The 19,823-nt window shown below is 66.4% G+C and carries 13 protein-coding genes; 10 read left to right on the top strand and 3 right to left on the bottom strand.

The genetic code is table 11. The features are described from left to right. Positions 1-14 precede the first annotated feature (14 nt). The 6 genes from K2224_RS37770 (at position 15) to K2224_RS37795 (ending at position 6,143) form a co-directional block, all read left to right on the top strand. Positions 15-809 carry a hypothetical protein gene (locus K2224_RS37770; RefSeq protein WP_221911596.1) on the top strand — a complete coding sequence of 265 codons (795 nt, stop codon included), beginning with the start codon at positions 15-17 and terminating at the stop codon, positions 807-809. A 751-nt stretch (positions 810-1,560) separates the two neighbouring features. Beyond that, complete coding sequence (gene galE, locus K2224_RS37775; protein ID WP_221911597.1) at positions 1,561-2,568, top strand: UDP-glucose 4-epimerase GalE; 1,008 nt, start codon at positions 1,561-1,563, stop codon at positions 2,566-2,568. Between the two features lie 12 nt (positions 2,569-2,580). Next, the gene (locus tag K2224_RS37780; RefSeq protein ID WP_221911598.1) at positions 2,581-3,822 is read left to right on the top strand and encodes a MalY/PatB family protein; all 1,242 of its coding nucleotides are present in this window, start codon (positions 2,581-2,583) and stop codon (positions 3,820-3,822) included. A gap of 20 nt (positions 3,823-3,842) precedes the next feature. Next, positions 3,843-4,679 (top strand): NAD(P)-binding domain-containing protein, encoded by an 837-nt coding sequence (locus K2224_RS37785; protein ID WP_221911599.1) that lies wholly within the window; start codon positions 3,843-3,845, stop codon positions 4,677-4,679. Beyond that, positions 4,676-5,476 carry a hypothetical protein gene (locus tag K2224_RS37790; protein WP_221911600.1) on the top strand — a complete coding sequence of 267 codons (801 nt, stop codon included), beginning with the start codon at positions 4,676-4,678 and terminating at the stop codon, positions 5,474-5,476. Before K2224_RS37785 ends, K2224_RS37790 begins: the two co-directional genes overlap by 4 nt. A 10-nt stretch (positions 5,477-5,486) precedes the next feature. Further along, positions 5,487-6,143, top strand: a complete 657-nt coding sequence (locus K2224_RS37795) for an acetoacetate decarboxylase family protein (RefSeq protein WP_221911601.1) — start codon at positions 5,487-5,489, stop codon at positions 6,141-6,143. Positions 6,144-7,089: 946 nt separating this feature from the next. Here the strand turns inward: K2224_RS37795 and K2224_RS41185 are convergent. Together K2224_RS41185 and K2224_RS41190 are read right to left on the bottom strand one after the other, a co-directional pair. After that, complete coding sequence (locus K2224_RS41185) at positions 7,090-7,629, bottom strand: recombinase family protein (RefSeq protein ID WP_260693755.1); 540 nt, start codon at positions 7,627-7,629, stop codon at positions 7,090-7,092. A gap of 5 nt (positions 7,630-7,634) precedes the next feature. Further along, positions 7,635-8,390 (bottom strand): recombinase family protein, encoded by a 756-nt coding sequence (locus K2224_RS41190; protein WP_260693756.1) that lies wholly within the window; start codon positions 8,388-8,390, stop codon positions 7,635-7,637. Between the two features lie 809 nt (positions 8,391-9,199). On the opposite strand from K2224_RS41190, the gene K2224_RS37805 reads away from it, so the two are divergent. From K2224_RS37805 to K2224_RS37815, 3 genes are read left to right on the top strand one after another with little or no spacing between them, the layout of a single operon-like run. Beyond that, on the top strand, positions 9,200-9,934 hold the full coding sequence (locus tag K2224_RS37805; protein WP_221911602.1) for a WXG100 family type VII secretion target: 735 nt from the start codon (positions 9,200-9,202) through the stop codon (positions 9,932-9,934). Next, the gene (locus tag K2224_RS37810) at positions 9,931-13,779 is read left to right on the top strand and encodes a DUF6531 domain-containing protein (protein WP_221911603.1); all 3,849 of its coding nucleotides are present in this window, start codon (positions 9,931-9,933) and stop codon (positions 13,777-13,779) included. Before K2224_RS37805 ends, K2224_RS37810 begins: the two co-directional genes overlap by 4 nt. A 22-nt stretch (positions 13,780-13,801) precedes the next feature. Continuing rightward, entirely contained in the window at positions 13,802-14,296 is a 495-nt protein-coding gene (locus tag K2224_RS37815; protein WP_221911604.1) for a hypothetical protein, read from the top strand. A 263-nt stretch (positions 14,297-14,559) separates the two neighbouring features. On the opposite strand, the gene K2224_RS37820 is transcribed toward K2224_RS37815, so the two are convergent. Beyond that, complete coding sequence (locus K2224_RS37820; RefSeq protein WP_221911605.1) at positions 14,560-14,919, bottom strand: hypothetical protein; 360 nt, start codon at positions 14,917-14,919, stop codon at positions 14,560-14,562. A 374-nt stretch (positions 14,920-15,293) separates the two neighbouring features. On the opposite strand from K2224_RS37820, the gene K2224_RS37825 reads away from it, so the two are divergent. After that, positions 15,294-19,604, top strand: a complete 4,311-nt coding sequence (locus tag K2224_RS37825; RefSeq protein ID WP_221911606.1) for a LamG domain-containing protein — start codon at positions 15,294-15,296, stop codon at positions 19,602-19,604. The last annotated feature ends 219 nt before the right edge of the window (positions 19,605-19,823 follow it).

Below are 19,823 nucleotides of genomic sequence, written 5' to 3' on the forward strand. Positions count from 1 at the left end.
ATCAGGAGCAGTTCATGGCCCACACCCCCGCCCCCCCTACGACCGCGGAATCCCGGGCCGAACAGCCGGTCGTACTGGTCCTCGACTATCCCGGCCACCGCCCCGAGGCCAAACTGTCCGAGTTGCGACTTGAGGACGCCGGATTCGACGTGCGGTATCTGCTGACCAGGCCGCTGCCCCGGGACCTTTCCGCCGACGCGTACGCCTCCCGCGCACTCCAAGCCGCGGAGAACCTGCCTTGCGAGATCCACGCGGTGCTCGCGTACTGCATGTCCGCTACCTTGGCGCAGCACGTCGCCGCATTGACCTCTGCTTCCCATCTGCTCCTCTTCGACGCCGAGATCTCGGCGCCGGACGTGGTCGCGAAGGAAGTGCGGGAGATCCTGCGGTCGTTTATGGCGGGTGCCGAACTGCCCGGCTGGTGGAGCGATGACGCCCTCGCGCGCAGTCCGGTCGAGGTGATGGACCGGGTCCACGACCATCTCTTCGAGGTGATCCGGACCGCGCTGGCGGAGGACTCGGGAATGGATGACCAGGCCGAGGACCCCGCTGCAACTCAGGTGGCCAGGAATCTCGTGGGCACGTACATGGACTGGCTCGCGCATCTCGTCGCCGCGCACCGAAGCGTCCTGCCGGCCTTCGCCGGTGCATCCGCCCAGATCGTGTCGGCGAGGCACGTCCTGCCGGACACCTGGCCCGGTCTCTCCTCCCCAGGGTGCATGCGAATGGCGTCCGAGCGGCAGACTCTGGCCGCCGACGAAGAGACGCGGCGCTTCGTCCTGCGGGCGCTTGGCGGGTCCGCTCGGTGACATGAGCCTCAAACGCTCGATGAAACGAGCAGCAGGCAATCGATCAACAGTTCACACAGGGGGAAGGAAAATGCCGAGTCCGCTCGGAGAGATTCTGCCGGACGCTTACCGAGCGTCCGCGACTGTAGCCACGCTCGGGCCCGCTGGAACGGATGCCCACGCCGAAGCGGATCGACACTTCGGCCGTATTCTGCTCGCCGATTCCTTCAATGGCGCCATGGAGCTGGGTCTGGCCGAAGGAGTGCTGGTCCTCGTCGCGGCTGGATTTGTGGAACGCGACGCGAGCACGGTGGTGGACAGCTGGGTGGACATGCATTTTCGAAACCTAGACCTCATGCGTCTTGTCGCCACTTGGGAGAGCCCCACGAAACCGATGTGTGTAGCCACCAACCGGGCGCGAGCAGCCGGAATTGAGGAAATGTCATCCGTATCCCTTCACCCCGCCACCGCTGCATTCGCGAAGAGGTATGCACCCCGCGCTACGCATGCATATGTCAACGCCAAACCGATAGCCGTGCAGTGGGCATCCGAAGGACGGGTGGATGGATGCATCGGTTCCCTTGACGTCGTCCGGAAGAGTGCAGAACTTGAAGTGCACCGCATCTGGCAACCGACGATGGTGTGGTGTCTCTATGAGCCGAGGAGCGGTCCCCGTCCGACCGGGGACTTCGCGGATGATCAGTCCGCTACACTGCAGCGAAATCACTGGAGGCATTTACTCCAGTACCAACGGCAACAATAGGAGTACCCCATGAAGGTCCTCATTGCTGGCGGCGCAGGCTTCATCGGTAGCACGGTGGCCTCTGCGTGCCTTGACGATGGCATCGAACCGATCATTCTCGACAATCTGGTGACTGGCCGCAAGGAGTTCACCGCGGGACGGGTATTCTACGAGGGCGACATCGCCGACGGCCGGCTCATCGATGAAATCTTCGCCGCTCACCCGGAGATCGAGGCAGTCGTCGACTGCGCCGCGCTGATCGTCGTGCCGGAGTCCGTGGCCGAACCGCTCCGCTACTACACGGAGAACGTCGCGAAGGGAATCACCTTCCTCGGACACCTGTCGCGCAATGGCTGCACACGATTCATCTTCAGCTCATCCGCTTCAATTTACGCGACCGGCGAAGATTTCGCCGTCGACGAGGACTCGGAACTCGCCCCGCTCAGCCCCTACGCCCGCACCAAGGCGCTGTTCGAGACGGCGCTTGAGGACATCAGTTCCACGGGGGACACGCGCATCATTTCCCTGCGTTACTTCAATCCCGTCGGCGCGGACCCGAAGATGCGCTCGGGGCTCCAGGTGCGCCGCCCCACCCACGCCCTCGGCAAGATGATCGAGGCTCACCGGCTCGGCGAAACCTTCCAGATCACCGGCGTCGACTGGCCCACCCGGGATGGATCGGGCATCCGCGACTACATCCACGTGTGGGATCTCGCCCGGGCACACGTCCAGGCCCTTCGCCGTTTCGAGTCCGTGTTCTCGGCCGAGCCCCAGACCTCCTACCGGGTCATCAACTTGGGAACGGGAACGGGCACCACGGTCCGTGAACTCCTCGACGCCTTCGAGAGGGCAACCGGAACCCCCCTGCCCTCGGTGGAGACGGACCGGCGCCCCGGCGACAACGCAGGCGCCTACTCACGCGGCGACCGAGCCGCGGCCCTGCTCGACTGGCGCCCCCAGCACTCCCTCGACGAAGGAATCCAGGATTCCCTCACCTGGTTCGAGAAGCGCGATTCCGTTATCGGCACAGACGCATAGGTGTAATGTGACATGAGCCCAGACCACCCACCGTTCCTCGACACGGTGATCCCGTCCGATGGAAATCCCTCCCCGGACATTCCGAGATCACTTTTGTCCGCGAAATATCCCCGGGCGATAGGCGCGTGGGTGGCGGAAATGGCTTACGGCGTGGCCAGGCCGATCCACAGCGCGTTAACGCGTGAACTGAACGTTGAGACGCTCGGATACAATGATCCGATCAGTATCGGCCTGGCCCGCGAATCCATCGTTCGCTGGATGGATAGGGCATACGGCTGGCACGTGCGCAGCGAATCCATCGGTTTCGTCAGCGATATCGTCACCGGGTTTGGAGCGGTCCTCCGGCACTATCTTGCGCCGGCGAGTACGGTAATTGTTCCCACCCCCGCCTATGCTCCGCTCTTGACCGTGCCAATTCTATTCGGTCACCGTGTCGTGGAAGTGCCTTCACTCGTAGACAGTAACGGCTACCACATGGATATGGCGGGAATCGACCGGGCACTGAGTCAAGGTGGGCGCATGGTCGTCCTCTGTAATCCGCATAATCCGACGGGGCGAATTTTCACAGCAGAGGAACTCGGCCAATTGGCGCGGCTGGTGGATTCCCATGGTGCGCGCGTGTTCAGCGACGAGGTGCATGCGCCACTGACGCTCGTCGAGACTCCACATCTTCCCTATGCCAACCTCAGTGAGACCGCGGCGTCGCATGCCATCACCGCAACCTCCGCCTCGAAGGGTTGGAACATATCTGGGCTCAAGTGCGCCCAGCTTATATTCTCCGCTTCGGAAGACATGGCGACATGGCAGAGGGTCGCCGATTTCTATATCCGTTCCGTGTCGCGCTTGGGCGTATCCGCGCTGCGCGCCGCATACGACGACCCTGCTTCCCACGCATGGCTCTCCGCAGTTCGGGAACAGCTTACTAGAAACAATGCACTGGTCGCTAAAACCATCGCTGAGCACATCCCAGGGATGGTCTCCTTTCCCTCCGAAGCGACGTATCTCGCCTGGCTGGACTGTCGGCAACTCGGGCTCGTTGATCCCGCCGCATTCTTCCGCGAGCGGGTCGGCCTGGCCATGTCGGAAGGATCGGAATTCTCGGCACCAGGGCACATCCGACTGAACTTCGCACTGCCGGAACGCCTTCTCCGAAACGCACTCTCGGCCCTCGTCGCGGGTGCGGACATCCTCCAGTCCGGACAGAGCGTTCTTCGTACCGGTCACGCACCTGAAATCACCATGGGAAAGCGGTAACGGGAATGCTTCAGGTCCTAGTGGCCGGCTACGGCGTGATAACCAGCGGCATCATCCGACAGCTGCTGCACAGCGGAGAGATGTCCGTCTCGCTGCTCAGCCGGCACCTCACAACCCCACCACATCCGGGCGTGAGGCTCGTGACGGAGGCGGAGGTTCCGGCAAGTCGGCCCGACGTCATCCTCGGCTGTTTTGAAGACGACGTCCGAAGCCGGGAGTTCTGGACATCACCGTCCACGACGGCGGCCACAGTCGCCAGTGGTGCCGGCTGCATCGAGATGTCCACTCTGAGCCCGGCATGGATCGACGAGTGGCACATACGCATACGGGGGTCCGGTGGCGTTTCCGTGGAGTGCCCGGTCACCGGCAGCCGATCCGGAGCTGCGAACGGAACGCTTTCCGCCTTCCTGTACCGGAGTGCGGACGATCCGCGTAGCGAACAGGTGCTCCGAGCGTGCACTCGGCAGCGTTACACCTTCCGGACTTCCGGACACCCCACCCGTTTCAAGCTCGTCTACAACGCCTGGGGGGCGGCGCTTCTCCATTCCCTCAAGGCGTTCGTTCCCACACTCCGAGCCGCACTCGGCGAGGACTTCGACGTGGCCGGCGAGATCGTGAAGAGCAACGGCTGGATGTCTCTCGTCTGTGCCAGCAAACTCGACCGGATGGTCGAAGAACGCTTCGACGATCCGGACTTCGCGCTGCGACACATGGTCAAAGACCTCCGGTACGCACATGACGTCATCGGGGATTCCAACGATCTGCTCGACCTGGTCTACAGGTCCTACGTACAAGCCGAATCAATTCACGGCGGCGCCGCCGACTATACGGCAGTGACCGGACCGGGGGAGCAATGAAAGTATCGGACATCGAGGGCCTTCGCCCGCATCTCACGTCGGCGTTCATGGGCGTAACAGCCGCCTCCGTGGCTCTATCGGGTTCCCTGTCACGTGGGGACGCCCGAATCGCCGAGGCCCGGGTGCTCTCGGACCTGGACCTGATACCGGTCGTCGAACAGGCCGATGACGTCACACGGGCACGCAAACAACTGCAGCCGGTGCTCCAGGACTTGGCTGATCACTACGCGGTCACCTGTACCGCCGCGGTCACCCTGCGGGAGAACTTTCTTCGTGCCCGTCATTCAGGCTATGTCACCAGCATGCTCGCCCAGCCGTTCCTCTGCGACCCACTGGGAATCCAGCTGGACCTGGAAGCACTGCCGGCTCCCCCCGGCGATAACGTCACTGACGTGCTGCCGTGGCTCGCCCAACCGGTGACGTATTACCTGGCCAAGGCAGGCGCGAACACCTCGGAGGAGAACCTGGCGAAGGCCGCCACCGCCGCCCGTCGTCTGATAGCGGCCGGTGCCCCTGGCGCGGAGTCGAAACTGCTCGTCTCCTCCACCCCGGCCCACCGCGAAGCGGACAGCAGATTCGATGTGCGCCCTCTCGCCGAAGAGTGTCTGCATGCCGTGCTGACGGTCGCCGAGGAGCATGACCTCACCCTGCTTCCCTCGTCGTTGGAGTTCATCGCGGGGATCTCCCGGTCGGCGTGTCCCGACGAGACATTTCACGCAGTGCGCGACCGCACCTTCCTCGAAAACCAGGGCCTGCCGTTCGCGCTGTCCGCGATGTCGGCTCGACCGTCCGCCTGAGAAGGACCCCATGTCGCTCGTACTCCCCAACACCTTCGCTTGCACGTCTAGGACGGCTGTGCTCGAAGGGGCCACACCCATTGATTTCCGTCCCTTCGCCCAGCACGGTTTGCCGGAGGAGCTCACTCGGCAGCTGGTGACCCAGCGCTTCCTCGTGACAGCCTCATGTGCCCGTTCTTCGGTGTCCGAAGGGCGCTACATCGATTTCACAGAGACCCTTGTCAAGATCCCCGTCCACCTCGGAGCGCAGAACTACCTGTTTCCCGTGATCACCTACGTGGACCACGAGTACTCCCTCATACGCGGATTCCTGCTCGGCTTCCACAAGGTCTTCGCCGCGCATCCCGAAGGTGCCCGCAGCCACACTGTCAGCTTGCCGGGCCTCGACATTGATCTGCGAGAAGACGAGGTCCTGGGAGGCGGCGAGGCTGAGGTGCCAGCCGAACAGGCTTACCCGTTCCTGCTCTGGACGGACTACTCGGTGGGTGGTGCCCGCTCTCACGGATTCCGCACGCTGGTTGTTGAGCAGTACCAGCGAGAGAGTTCGAGGTTCCTACGGTGTGCCCGCCGAGACCAAACGGTCGCTAACAGGAAGGCCACAGTGGCTGGCCTTTACGAGATTGAGGACCGCTTTGTGGTCACCGGGACGGATCCACTCGACGTCTGACTCTCTCCCACCGTACTGGTGATGGTATACGGGTCCTGCTTCGCGTGTGCGAGCCAGTACGGGGGAGATCTACGGGGACATCGGGCCGCGCCCCACATCAACCCCACAGAGGTCGAGCGGGAACTGGCTGGCCAGCCATGGGCTTTCGACCATGGGCAGCTGTACTTGTGGTGCCACAATTGACACCGGGCCTCACTCCGGGACGCTGCGGAGCTCTGGACTACGGCGTGCCGTACGCCCCGGGGAGCTGGCCCGTTCCCCGGCGTGGTGCCGCCAGTGCTGCCTTTGTGCTGCCTTGCTGACCTGAAAGACCTTCTGACCTGCAACGCTGCCTCGCCGTGCCTCTTCGGCTTCAACAGGGTCCGTTTTCGCCGCGGGCGAGGGCCCTGAGAATCCGGTCGAAAAGCCGCCAGTGTCCCGCACGACGCGGAGGCACCCGCGTCTACGTCACGTCGCCGCTCGCTGACCTGGTTGCTTGGCTCCAGACCGGAGGCCGAGCGTGGATACCGCGGACAACTTCCCGGCTTCACCGAGTCCATGGCGGCACGGCACGTATCATGCCGCGAGAGTTCACTCGTAGGAGTGATGTACGAGGTGCCTGCGGAGTAGTAGCTTGCGGAAAGTGAGAGGGATTTTCCAGTGCAGCGCGCTATAGGCGCGTGTCGGCCTGCGGGGCTACGGTAGTTGCAGCTCCCCCCCCGCATCACTGGCGTGTACGTATGGTTCAAGTCTCGGACACACCTATCGCACACGCTGCCCGCTCTGCGGGCAGCCGCAGCTGGCACCCGCCTCGGGCTTCCGCCCGGGAGTGGGTGCTTGTTGTTTCACTGCCTCCTGTTCTCCTCCCTTCGGTTGCTCGTGGGCGTTGTGGGTCACGTTCAGCCGATGGTGATCCTTTCTGCTCGCGAGGTATCGGCGGCCAGGGTCCTGGTCGCGGGGTCGAAGGTCAGCGTGAGCGCCTTGACCCGGAGGTACCCGACCGCATCGGCTTGCGTGGGCGGGTGCCGCGAGCGGCTTCAAGAAGCTTTCCGTCCGGGGCGGCGGCGGTGAGCCGGATGAGCAGGGCGGGCAGGTGCGGCAGGACGTGGTCCTCGCGCACATACGCGTTGGACGGCCGGCCCGGGTCAGGCGGCGTCGCGCTGGTGTGGCCGTGGCGGCAGAGGTAGGCGGGCCGGTGGTTCGACCAGCAGGATTCCATCCGCCGGCCGCACACCCCACAGCGCAGCAGTCCGGCCAGCAGATAGGTCCGGCCTGGTGCCGTCTCCCTTGTTGCTCGGATGTGCTGCGCGGCGACGAAGTCGGCTTCGCTGACCAGCGCCGGCTGCGCGGGCTTGGTGGAGATGACCCAGTCCTCGGGGGCGTTCCAGCGCATCACGTCGCGATGCCCCAGCCCGGTGTTGTCCGGATCGAGCAACTCGTGATCGGTGCGCTGCCGATTCCACACCTGTCGACCGGTGTAGCGCGGGTTGCTCAGAATCGCGCGCACCGAGGTCAGAGCCCACTTGTCACCGGAGAGGTGTGGTTGCGTTCGGGGTCGGCTGCCGACGGGCAGGGAATGCCCGCGTCGTTCAGGGCGCGGGTGATGCGGGCGATGCTGTGCTGGGCCAGCCGTTGAGCGAAGATCCACCTGACGATCTCGCCGCACTCCGGATCGATGTCCAGACGCTGGATCCGGACCCCGCGGCGAGCAAAGGAACGATTGGGGTGCGGGCCGGCGTCCACCAGCCGGTAGCCGTACGGTGGACGTCCGCCCAGATAGCGGCCCTGGTCGCGGGCTTGCACGGTCATCGCGCTGCGTACCCGGATCCGGGCGCGGGCGACCTCCCGCTTGGACAGGATGCCCAGCAGGATCATCAGTTCCTCGTGGCCGACGAGGGCCGGGTCGATGGCTCCGCCCAGCTCCGGCACCCACAGCGCCACGCCGTAGTGCTCGAAGAGTGGCGCCATCGACGCGAACTGGTTGCCGTGGAAGGCACGCTCACAGGAGCCGATGGCGATCGCATCGAAATCCCGGTCGGGATCGGCCATCGCCGCGAGCAAAGCAGCCGCTTGCGGGTGGCGCGCCCACGGCAGCACCCTGCTGTGACCAATGTCGAAGAACTCGGCCACCACTCGCCCGTACCCTGACGTCACCGCCTGTGCCTGCAGCAGCTGCCAGGACCGCGAGGTAGCGGGATCCTGATGGTCCTCGGTGGAGACCCGGCCGTAGAACGTGAAACGCAGCTGCCCCGCAGACGCCTGCACCATCGTGGTAGATCGTGACCGTCCATGGTCGCGAGCCCAACCCGCAAGCGGACTGGGCACAACCGGGCTGCTGGGGGTGGGACCGGTGGCTGAAGCCTCCAACGCCATGCGAGCCACCTCTCTGTAGGCGCGCCATTTCGTCTACGTCTGGGCGACCGTCCGTAACAGACCGCCTCCAGACGCCGCTTCCGCCTGTGCGGCCGGTTGCCCCTTCGCGATTGAGGTCAGGAGCACCAACATCAGCTGGCGCGTCCTTGCCTCTATGGGTCGGGATACCCAGTAGGCGAGGGAGCGTCACCAGCGCACAGGCGCACGAACGTGGTGAGGACTGGTCGCGGCGAGCTGGAGTGGTTCGAGGCCAACCCGCTGTCCGGCGAGTGCTTTCGGGAACTTTGCCCGAGCGCAGAAGCCGGCGTACGTGTTCACGACGGGTCGATCTGCAAGGGGAGCGAGCCGCAGTCGCGGACCCGGCGGTGTGCGACGCCTCGAGGCTCGCGCTCGCGTCGTACTGAACGGACTGCGGCCCGTCCAGGGACGCGGCCGCTGTCAGGGAACGCCTGCTCGACCCAGGGTGTACTCAATGCCTCGCGACAGGACGGCGCAGAGAAGGAGTCGCTGGCGCATTCAGTGCCCCCTATGCTCGGCCAGCAACGGCACCCGCATTCTGTCGACGAGCGTTCGCCGTTTGGTCCGTCGATGACGCTATATATGGCATCTCATTAACTGCTCATTCCTATCTCTTGATGCAAGTCTGATGCCCTGTAGTCGGCGCGTTCCACCAAGGGGGATGTAAGTGGCAGGGGGGATTCCGTATGGCGATTGAGCTGCCGGATGAGGTGGTGACGTTCCTTCAGTTCATCGGGGTGAACTGGCCGAGCGTCAATGAGGACAAGGTCCGCGAGTTCGCGTCCCATGTGCGGGATTTCGCGCAGAAGCTGGATGAGACTCACAAGGACTCGACCTCGACGATCCACCAGTTGGCCGAGGTGTATCAGGGGGCGTCGTACGAGGCGTTGCTGGCCAAGTGGGGGCAGCTGTCCGACGGGCACATGACGGAGCTGGTCAATGCCTGCCACACGGTGGCCACAGCGCTGGATATCGCGGCGGAGACGATCGTGGCGATGAAGGTCGAGGCGATCGGTGAGCTGATCGTGCTGGCCATCACGTTCGTTGCCGATCAGGCTGCCGCGGTGGCGACGCTGGGGATCGCGGAGGCGGCCGAGGCGCTGGTGATCGCGGCGGGCAGGAAGCTGGTCAACTTCCTTGAGCAGCAGTTGGAGCAGTACATCATCGGCCAGGTCGTCGAGGCGGCGATCAATCCGTTGGTGGAGGTGGTCGGCAAGGCGGTGAGCGGCATGGTCTTCCAGGCTGCTGAGTCCGCACTCGGTGTCTCCAGCAGCGGGGGCGGGGGTGGTGCGGGGGCGAGTTTCTCCATCCATCCGGAGGAGCTGCACAAGCGCGCCGAGGTGTTGCGCGGGCATGCGCGGACGGTGGCGTCGCATGCCGCTGAGTTCGAGTCGAAGGCTGCGGGGGTGAGCTTCGAGTGAGCAACCGGATCGTCAAGGCGCTGGAGCACGGTGCGGAGAAACTGGGCAAGACCCTTGCCAAGGACGCGAGCAAGGCCGTCCAGGACCTGTACCACGATGCCGGGGGCCGGCTGAAGAAGGTCGCCACCAACCACGCCGAGAACGACGCCAAGCACGCCGCCGAACTCGACAAGCTCCTCAAGGGCCGTAAGGAAGACATGCCGCGTGCGCCCCATGGCACAAGCGGCGGCGGCCGGCCGTCGAGTGGTGGCCGGTCCGGTGGTGGATCCTCGGCGGGCGGTCCCAGCCGTCCCGGCCAGGCTTCGGAAGGAAACGGCAGCTGCCGGACCGGCGGCGACCCCGTGGACGTGGTGTCCGGCCAGATGATCACCACGAAGACCGACCTGGACCTGCCGGGCCTGCTGCCCTTGGTGCTGCGCCGCTCCTACGCCTCCGGCTACCAGGCCGGCAGGCTCTTCGGTCCCGGCTGGTCGTCGACGCTCGATGTACGGGTGGAGGTTGACGCCCGCGGTATTCGTTACGCCGGGGACGACGCCCAGATCCTGCACTACCCGCGTCCGGCGACGTCGGACGAGCCCGTGTTTCCCGAGCACGGTGCCCGATGGCCGCTGTTCTGGGACGAGGTGAGCGACGCCATCCGGATCGAGGACCCGGAGACCGGCTGGACACGGCACTTCGAGGCCGCCCCGGACGGAGACGTGGTGCGGCCGCTGAGCGCGCTGACCGACCGCAACGGGCACCGCATCAGCTGCCTCCATGATGACGAAGGTTTCCCGACCGGCATCGAGCACAGCGGCGGCTACCGCGTCGCCGTCGACATCGTGCACACCCCAGCAGGCATACGCGTCGAGGCCCTGCGGCTCCTTGACGGTACCCACGCCCTGCAGGGCACGACCCTCATGACGTACGCCTACGATGTCCACGGCCGGCTCACGGATGTCATCAACGCCTCAGGCCGACCGCTGGTCTACGCCTACGACTCCGCCGACCGGATCACGTCGTGGACCGACCGCAATGGCTACAGCTACACCTACGTATACGACCCGCAGACCGGGCGCGTATCAGCGGGCATCGGTCCCGACAACCGGCTCTCCGCGACATTCAGCTACGACACGATGCAGCGGATCACCACTGTCACCGACAGCCTGGGACAGCGCACCGCATACCACTACGACCAGCACGATCACGTGGTGCGCACGGTGAACCCAGCGGGGAACAGTGTCCACACCACCTACGACCCGTATGGCCGCCTCACCTCGCACACCGACGAGTTGGGCAACACCACCCACTACACCCGCGATGCGCACGGTGAGCCGTTGCGCATCGACTGGCCGGACGGCACGGCTGTGTCGATCGACTACAACGAGCTGCGGCTGCCCGTACGGGTGGAGAACCGCGACGGAACGGTGTGGAGGTACGCCTACGACGCCCGGGGCAACCTCACCGACTCCACCGATCCCGCCGGCGCGGTGACCAGGTTTGCCTACGACGAGCAGGGCCGCCGCGTGTCCCGGACCGACGCTCTGGGCGCCACCACGTGCTACCAGCCGAACGCCGCCGGTCTGCCGCTGCGGATCACCACTTCCGGCGGCGGCACCGTCAGCCTGGAACGGGATGCGTGGGGGCGGGTGGTCACCGCCACCGACGCGGTCGGCGGGACCGTGCGGCAGGGTTGGACGACGGGTGGCGACTTGGTGTGGCGGGTCGCCGCCGACGGGGCGCGTGAGGAGTGGGAGTACGACCCGGAGGGCAACCTCACCGCGCACCGCGATCCGGCGGGCGGAACGACCGCCTACTCCTATGGTGCGTTCGACATGCCCAGCCAGCGGATCGACCCCGACGGTTCCCGCTACCTCTTCGACCACGACAGCGAACTGCGTCTGGTCGCCGTGACCAACCCCGCCGGCCTCACCTGGTCGTACACCTACGACGAGACGGGCTGCCTGACCACTGAGACCGACTTCAACAACCGCACCCTGCGCTATGGCAGCGACGCCGCCGGACGCCTGACCGAGCGGGTCAACGGGGCCGGCCAGAGCGTGCGGTACCTCCGCGACGCGGTCGGCCGAGTGGTCAGCAGCACCACCGGTGACGGGGCGACCACCACCTACGCGTACGACCGCGCGGCTCGGCTGATCCGCGCCACCACACCGGACTGCGTGCTGGAGTACACCTACGACGTCCTGGGACGGCCGCTGACGGAAAGCATCGACGGTCGCGTCCTGACCAACACCTACGACGCGGCAGGCCGCCGGACCCGCCGGGTGACGCCGACCGGCGCCGCATCGGAGTGGACGTACGATGCGGCCGGGCTGCCGGCTACGCTGGCCACCCTGGGCGGCAACCTGACCTTCCGCTACGACGCCGCCGGGCGCGAGACCACCCGCTTCTTCGGCACCGCCGCCGCCCTCACCCAGAGCTGGGACAGCGCACACCAGCTCGCCGGCCAGGCCATCTGGGCTCTGGAGCCCGCCACCGCGGACAGCGGTGCATCCCCGGAACATCGCAAGGTCCAGGCCCGCTCCTACACCTACCGCGCGGACGGCCTGCCCACCGAGATCGTCGACCACCTGGACGGCACCCGAAGCTTCTCGCTCGACGCAGCCGGCCGGGTCACCGCCCTACGCGCAGCGACCTGGACGGAGTCCTACGCCTACGACAGCCTGGGAAACCTGACCCAGGCGGCATACCCCGCCGCGGACGACGCCGCGCAGGGCACACGCGAGCACACCGGCACCCTGGTGCGCGCCGCCGGACGTACGACCTACCAGCACGACGCCCAGGGACGCCTCGTACGGGCAACGCGACGCACCCTCTCCGGACAGGAACGGGACTGGCAGTACGCCTGGGACGCCGAGGACCGGCTCATCCGGGCAGTCACTCCGGACGGAGCGACCTGGTCCTACGGCTACGACGCCCTCGGCCGCCGGGTGAGCAAGACCCGCACGGACCGGGACGGCGACGTCACGGAGCGGGTGTTCTTCAGTTGGGACGGCGTCAACCTGGCGGAACAGCTCACCGTGGTTCCGAACCAGGCATCGTCCCGGACCTGGGACTGGGACCCCGGCACGCACCGGGCCGCCACCCAACTCGACAGGGTGTGGGAGACCAAGGACGAGCTTCCGCAATCGGAAGTCAACCGCCGCTTCCACGCCATCGTCACCGACCTGATCGGGACCCCGCGTGAGCTGGTCACCCTCAGCGGCGAGATCGCATGGCGCGCGTCCGCCACCCTCTGGGGCCACTCCACGACCCACGGAACGAGCCTGCACGGCCTGGACTGTCCCCTGCGGTTCCCGGGCCAGTTCTTCGACGCCGAGACTGGTCTGCACTACAACCTCGCCCGCTACTACGACCCCGACTCCGCCCGCTACCTCTCGCCCGACCCGCTTGGACTGGAACCAGCCCCCAACCACCACGCCTACGTCGACAACCCTCTGCGGTGGCTGGACCCACTGGGCCTGGCGAAGAAGATCACCCGCATCTACGACGACAAGGACTACAAGAAGCACGGTGCTTCGGCCGGCTCTTCGGGAGGGCGGGAGATCTCACGGGCACCATCGGACGGCCAAGCGGCGCTTGACCGATCCATCTCGCTCAATCCCGAGAACCCCAGTGCCCCGCGCCGACTCGGGGTCGACCACGTGAACAATGAGATCGTGGTTCTGGACCGCCAAAGGGAGATCGAGAACAAGGACGGCAGTGTCACCGAGCTCTACCACGGTCATGTGCAGTCGCAGTATCCCTCCCGCACCGTGACGGAAGGAGACCTCACTAAGCTGAAGAGGGCTGGGATGATCAACAACACCAAGAAGCAGCGGGTACTGCCGCCTTCCTGTGACTGACCATGTTGGGAGGGGCACCGACGTGCCGAATGAGCCGGACTGGGAGACCGGGGACGGGGTGATCGACATCCGTGATCCGGCCGAGATCGACGCCGCCTTCGACCGAGGCGAGAGACATGTGGGGACCGCCGTCATCGGATTGGTACTGCACGGCGATGACGTCGCCGTGATCGCGCCTCGGGTGGAACGCGCGATGCGTTCACCGGATCCCAAGGTGCGCGAGCTGGGGTTCGTAGCCGCAGGCGACATGGCTCGCCTATACACCACGCTCAGCCCGGGGATCTATGCCGTGCTGCGTGCGGAAGGGCTCGGTGGCGTGGCTGAAAACGCCATCCGGGACGCGCTGACGTTCATCCCCCTGGGGCAGTTGCCATGGTGGATGCGGCGTCTGGCGCTGTGGCTTTCGGTACGCGACACGGTGGAGGGACGCCTGCTGAGGCTCCAGGACTTCATTGAGCGGGCAGCAGACGCTGTAAAGGCGGTATTTGGGAAGATGCGCAAGAAGAAGAACCCGTGAACGGGCCCCAGCTCCCGCGAGCTGGGGCGTAACGCTGTAGGGGCGTCTTGCCGGTCGCTCTGCAGGCGTTCGAGGGCCTGCGGGCCTTCGCTCTGGCCTTGATTCCCCTACGGCAGCCGCAATTCACCCCGCATCACCGGCATGTGCGTATCGTTCAAGCCCCCCTCGGACACCAGAGCGAATAGCCCCTCACTAGGGGCTTTCGTCATTTCTGGGCAGTGGCGTGACCAACCGCGTGACCAACGGCCCAGAGATTTCCCAGGTCAGACCAGGGATGACAGGCCGAGTCGGCTGGCATTGGAGGCAGCCGGCTTCTTGGCTTCCTCGGCGCGACGCCTGCCGTACCGCGCCATGGTGTAGCCCGGCGAGTGGTGCCGGGCGTTGGTCGATACCTCTACCGGGTTCTCGTGGTTGTCGAGATCGTTCGTGATCTTCGATGGCGGTGGCGGTGGCGGTGGCGGCGCGGCCCGCATCACGCCACGAGCCTTCGCTCGTGCGAGCGGTTCGATGTGCTGGACGGCTGCATGTTCGGCAATCGTCTGTCGTAATCCCGCGCCGTTATCCTCGCCCGTCGCTTCGGTGGCCCGCCGCCCCAGTCGCCGCGAGGTCGGATCGCTGAGCACACCTGCCTCCAACGAAGACGCGACTGGCTCCGCCCGGACGCCGTGGGGGAAGTGGTGGAGGCCGGTGCGCGTGGGTGGTGGTTCCTTGGTCAAGGACTTCAGATGTCGTCTTCGTCGTCTGAGGAAAGAGTGGCTGAAAGGCCGTACCGATCCCCTGTAGGTCCACGCCATCGAGATTGCGCCTCGATTACGTCCTGAACGCGTACAACCCTGCGTCATGGTGATGCGGATCACGTTCCTTCGTGATCCGAAATGACGGTTTCATCATGTAGATGGCGATTGTCTGGTCTACCCAAGCGAGGTCGCTCTCTCGTACGTTCTCGCGCACAACTTCTTCAGAGAATTTTCATCTTTGTGGGCGGGGGAAGAAGGTCATGGCGTCTGTCTCGGTGGGGCGAAGACGTATCTACCGGTGGTTATCGGTCGGTGTGGCGGGTTGGTTGACGGCCGGGTTGTTGTCCGGGCCGGCGGCTCCCGCCGCATCCGCCCAGGCGCCCCGTGGGTCGACCACGTCCACGACAGCCGACGAGCTGCCTCCGGCGCCTACCGAGGACGCCGCGCTGGAGCAGGCAAGGCGCACCGGCCGGGAGGTCGAAGTGGCCTCGCTGCGCGGTGAGTCGGTGGATGTGGTGGCCACCGCCGAGGGGAAACTTCAGGCGCGCCAGTACCTGCGTCCGGTGCGCGCCCGGGTCGGTGGGCGCTGGCAGGACATCGATACGGATCTGGCCAAGCGGGACGACGGCACGGTGGCGCCGAAGGTCGCGTCCGTCGGGCTGGCTTTCTCGGGTGGTGGGGACGGTCCGCTGGTGCGGATGCGGCGTGCGGGGCGGGAACTGGCGTTGTCGTGGCCGGGGAAGCTGCCGGCTCCGATGGTGGACGGGGCGGTGGCGACTTATCCGGATGTGCTGCCGGATGTGGACTTGCGGATGGGCGCGCAGGCGGACGGCTTCACCCAGTTGCTGGTCGTCAAGTCGGCTCAAGCGGCAGCGAGTTCGGATCTGGCGCAGCTGAACTTGAAATTGTCGACTGCGCAGATGGATGTCAAGAAGACGTCGGCGGGCGGGCTGGAGGCTGTCGAGCACAACACTGATTCCGCGGTGTTCGAGGCGCCCACGCCGCTGATGTGGGACTCCAGCCCCGGGGCCGGCTCCTCTGCCGCGCGAGCGCCGCAGGCTCGAAAGTCCGTGAAACGTAGTGGCTCAAGGGCGTCCGCGGTCGGTGACGGTGGTACTCCGAGTGAGCCGTCGGCCGGTGAGTCGGGCAAGCTCGCGCCGGTGGGAGTGGAGGTATCGGCGGGACAGGGCCAGGTGGTCCTCAAGCCGGACGCCGATGTGCTCAAGGGCAAGGACACCGTCTACCCGGTCTTCATCGACCCGCAGTGGTCCACCCCGCGCGCGACGTCGTGGACGATGGCGTCGAAGTACTGGGCGTCGTCGCCGCAGTGGAAGTTCAACGGCGATCCGGACGCGGGGCTGGGGTACTGCAACTGGAACTACTGCAGGCCCAACGACACCAAGCGGCTCTTCTACCAGATCCCGACCTCCGCGTTCGCCGGGAAGTCGATCCTCAAGGCCGAGTTCGTCGTCCGCAACACCTGGTCCGCGTCGTGCAGCACGCGGAAGGTCGAACTGTGGCGCACCAGGCCCATCGACTCCGACACCACCTGGAACTCACAGAACGCCGCCGGGTTCTGGCAGAAGCATCTCGACACCGGCGACTTCGCCTACGGCTATGAGGGGTGTGCGGCCAAGGATGCCGAGTTCGGTGTGCAGGCCGCGGTGCAGGAGGCTGCGGACAGCGGGTGGCCGACGCTGACGTTCGGTCTGCGGGCGGAGGATGAGAGCGACGGCTACGGCTGGAAGCGGTTCTCCGACAAGGCGTTCCTGCGGGTGACGTACAACCGGCCGCCACCGCAGGTCAAGCCGTCGCAGCTGGTGATGGAGTACGGCGGCACCTGTCACCCGTGGGCCACACCTGCGCGCATTCGCACCCGCGGCAAGCTCTACGCCAACAACATCACCGATCCCGACGGCGACGACATCCGCGTGCAGTTCCAGGCCAGTTGGGACACCGGCGACGGCAAGGGGATGATCCCACGGTGGCAGCCCGCGCTGTCGACGGCGAAGAGGTCCGGGTCGGGCTTCTCCATCGCCCTGCCGGCGTCGATCCCGGCGAACCAGACCGTGAGCTGGGCGGTCCGCGTCTCCGACGGCGCGCAGTACTCGCCGTGGTCGTTCACCGGGGCGGCGGAAGCCTGCTACTTCGTGTACGACACGGCCGTGCCTGCCGCTCCCACCGTCTCCTCGGGCGCCTATCCGGCCTCGGATCCGGAGAATCCCGACGACCCGTGGTACGACGGGGTGGGCCAGTACGGCAGCTTCGCGGTGAAGTCGGCGTCCACGGACGTCACCCGCTACCGCTACGGCATCAACAACGACCCCACCGCCCGCAATGAGGTGACCACCAGCGGCGGCGCCGCGAAGTCCCTCAACGTCCTGCCGGACAAGCCCGGGGTCAACTTCGTCACCGCCCAGGCATTTGACGCCGCCGGCAACGCCAGCGAGGTTCGCACCTACCAGTTCCGGGTCAAGGCGGGTCAACCCGAGCGCGCCACCTGGCAGTTCGACGAGGCCGCCGGCGCCGGCGAAGGCAAGGGCACCACCCCGGCGCGAACCGCCACCCTGCACGGCGGTGCCACGCCAGGCACGGACGGCGTGGTGGGCTCGGCGCTGTCCTTCAACGGCACGGACGGCTACGCGGCCACCGGCATTCCGGTCGTGGACACCTCCCGCAGCTTCGCGGTCTCTGCCTGGGTCAAGCCCAGCGAGGTGCCCACCCACCCGGCGATCATCGCTACCCAGCCGGGCAACAACCGCCCGGGCTTCGAGCTGTACTACTCCGCCGATCTCCAACGCTGGGTGTTCAACCAGTACACGGCCGACAGCCCGGACGCCGACATCGCCCGTGCCATGGCCGACCAGCCCGGCGGCGTCACGGCCAACCAGTGGACGCACCTGGTGGGGATGTACGACGATGCCGCCAAGGTGCTGCGGCTCTACGTCAACGGAAAACTCGCCGGTCAAACCCCGTACGCCACTGCTTGGAACGCCCGTCGCGGCCTGCAGCTGGGCGCGGGCTCCTACGACGGCAAGCCGGACGCCTTTTTCCCCGGCGCCATAGACGAACTTCAGATATTCGACCGGCCGTTGAGCGCCGCGGAGGTCACTCAGCTGTACGGCAAGCAGCGCCTGCGCGGCCCGGGACGGCCCGCCCGTGCCGTCTTCCCCCTCGACGAGGGCGCCGGCGCCCAACAGATCACCGGTCAGGGCGACGTCCTGCCCGCCGCCCTCCACGGTGGCGCCACGACGGGCCAGGCAGGGGTGGCGGGCCGGGCACTGTCCCTGGACGGCAAGGACGGCTACGCCTCGGCCGACGCCCCGCACCTGCCCACCGACCGCTCCTACGCGGTCACCGCCTGGGCCCGCGTCACCGACACCACCCGCAACCAGACCGTCCTCGCCCAGGACGGCAGCTTCCTCAGCGCCTGCTACCTCTCCTACGAGGCCCCGACCGGCGTGTGGAGCGTACGCCTGGCCACCAAGGACACCGCCGACGGCGACCTGACCACCCAACGAGTGGCATCCAGACAGAAGGCGGCCATCGGCGCCTGGACCCACCTGGCCGCCGTCCACGACACCGTCGAGGGCACCGTCAGCCTGTACGTCAACGGCATCCTGCAAGGCACCGTGGCGGCCGGCCAAGTCTGGGACGCCACAGGCGCGGTGCAGATCGGCCGCGCCCTGTACCGCGGGTCCTATACGGACTACCTGGCCGGTCAGGTCGACGATGTGCGGCTCTTCGACCGGCCGGTGTCCGAGGGCGAGGTCCACCAGCTCTTCCGGCAGCGTCCGGTGCTCACCAGCCGCTGGCAGTTCGACCAGGCGGACGCCCCGGGCGCCAACTCCGTTGCCGGTGGCCCGGTCATGACGCTGGGCAGCGGCGCCAAGCAGGTGCCGGGCGGCGGCTTCATGGGCGCGGGCGGCCTCGTGCTCGCCGGGGCGCAGCAGGACTACGCCTCCAGCGCCGTGCCCATCGACACCAGCGCCAGTTTCACGGTGACGGCGTGGGTACGGGCGGCGGCGGTGCCGTCCCGACCGGCCGCACTGATCAGTGCGGAGGGCGCCAACGTCAGCAGCTTCGGCGCAGGTTTCGATCCCTACCCCAAGGGTTGGCCCGGCGAGGGGCTCTGGGATGTGGCGGCGTTCAAGTCGGACGCGGCCGGCAGCGGAATCGACCGTGCCTTGCACGCGCAGAACTTCAACAGCGTTACGGACTGGAACCACATCGCCGTCGTCTACGACGGGTTCGCCAAACAGGCACGCATCTACGTCAACGGGCAACTCGGCGAGGTTGCCTGCCTCGACACCAATGGTGACGGACAACCGGACGAAACCGGGTGCAGGGAAGCGGTGCCCTGGGCGGAGAACATCATCACCTTCCAGGCGCTGAAGTCATTGCAGCTCGGACGCGCCAAGGGCCCTGGGTCCTTCGGCGACTACTGGCCCGGTGCGATCGACGATGTCTGGACGTTCCAGGGCGCACTGAGCGAGAAGCAGGTCGCCCACATGGCCGGAGCCTGGAGTGACCTGCCGACCGAGGTACCTGACGTGCCGGACGCGGCCTGACTCACGGTGGTGTGCGGAGCCGGGCTCCGCACACCACCTCCGACCGGAATTGGCTTGCAACGCTGCCGCACAGGCATCCGTATGCCTTGCGATGACCAGGGGTGGGAACGGACATTGAACGGGAAGCTCTTCTTCTCCAGGCACAGACGGCTGCGGCGTCGATTCGCCCTGGGACTCTCGGCAGTGCTGGCCGGCTCCCTGCTGACCGGACTGTCCCCG

Source organism: Streptomyces sp. BHT-5-2, assembly GCF_019774615.1.
GTDB lineage: Bacteria > Actinomycetota > Actinomycetes > Streptomycetales > Streptomycetaceae > Streptomyces.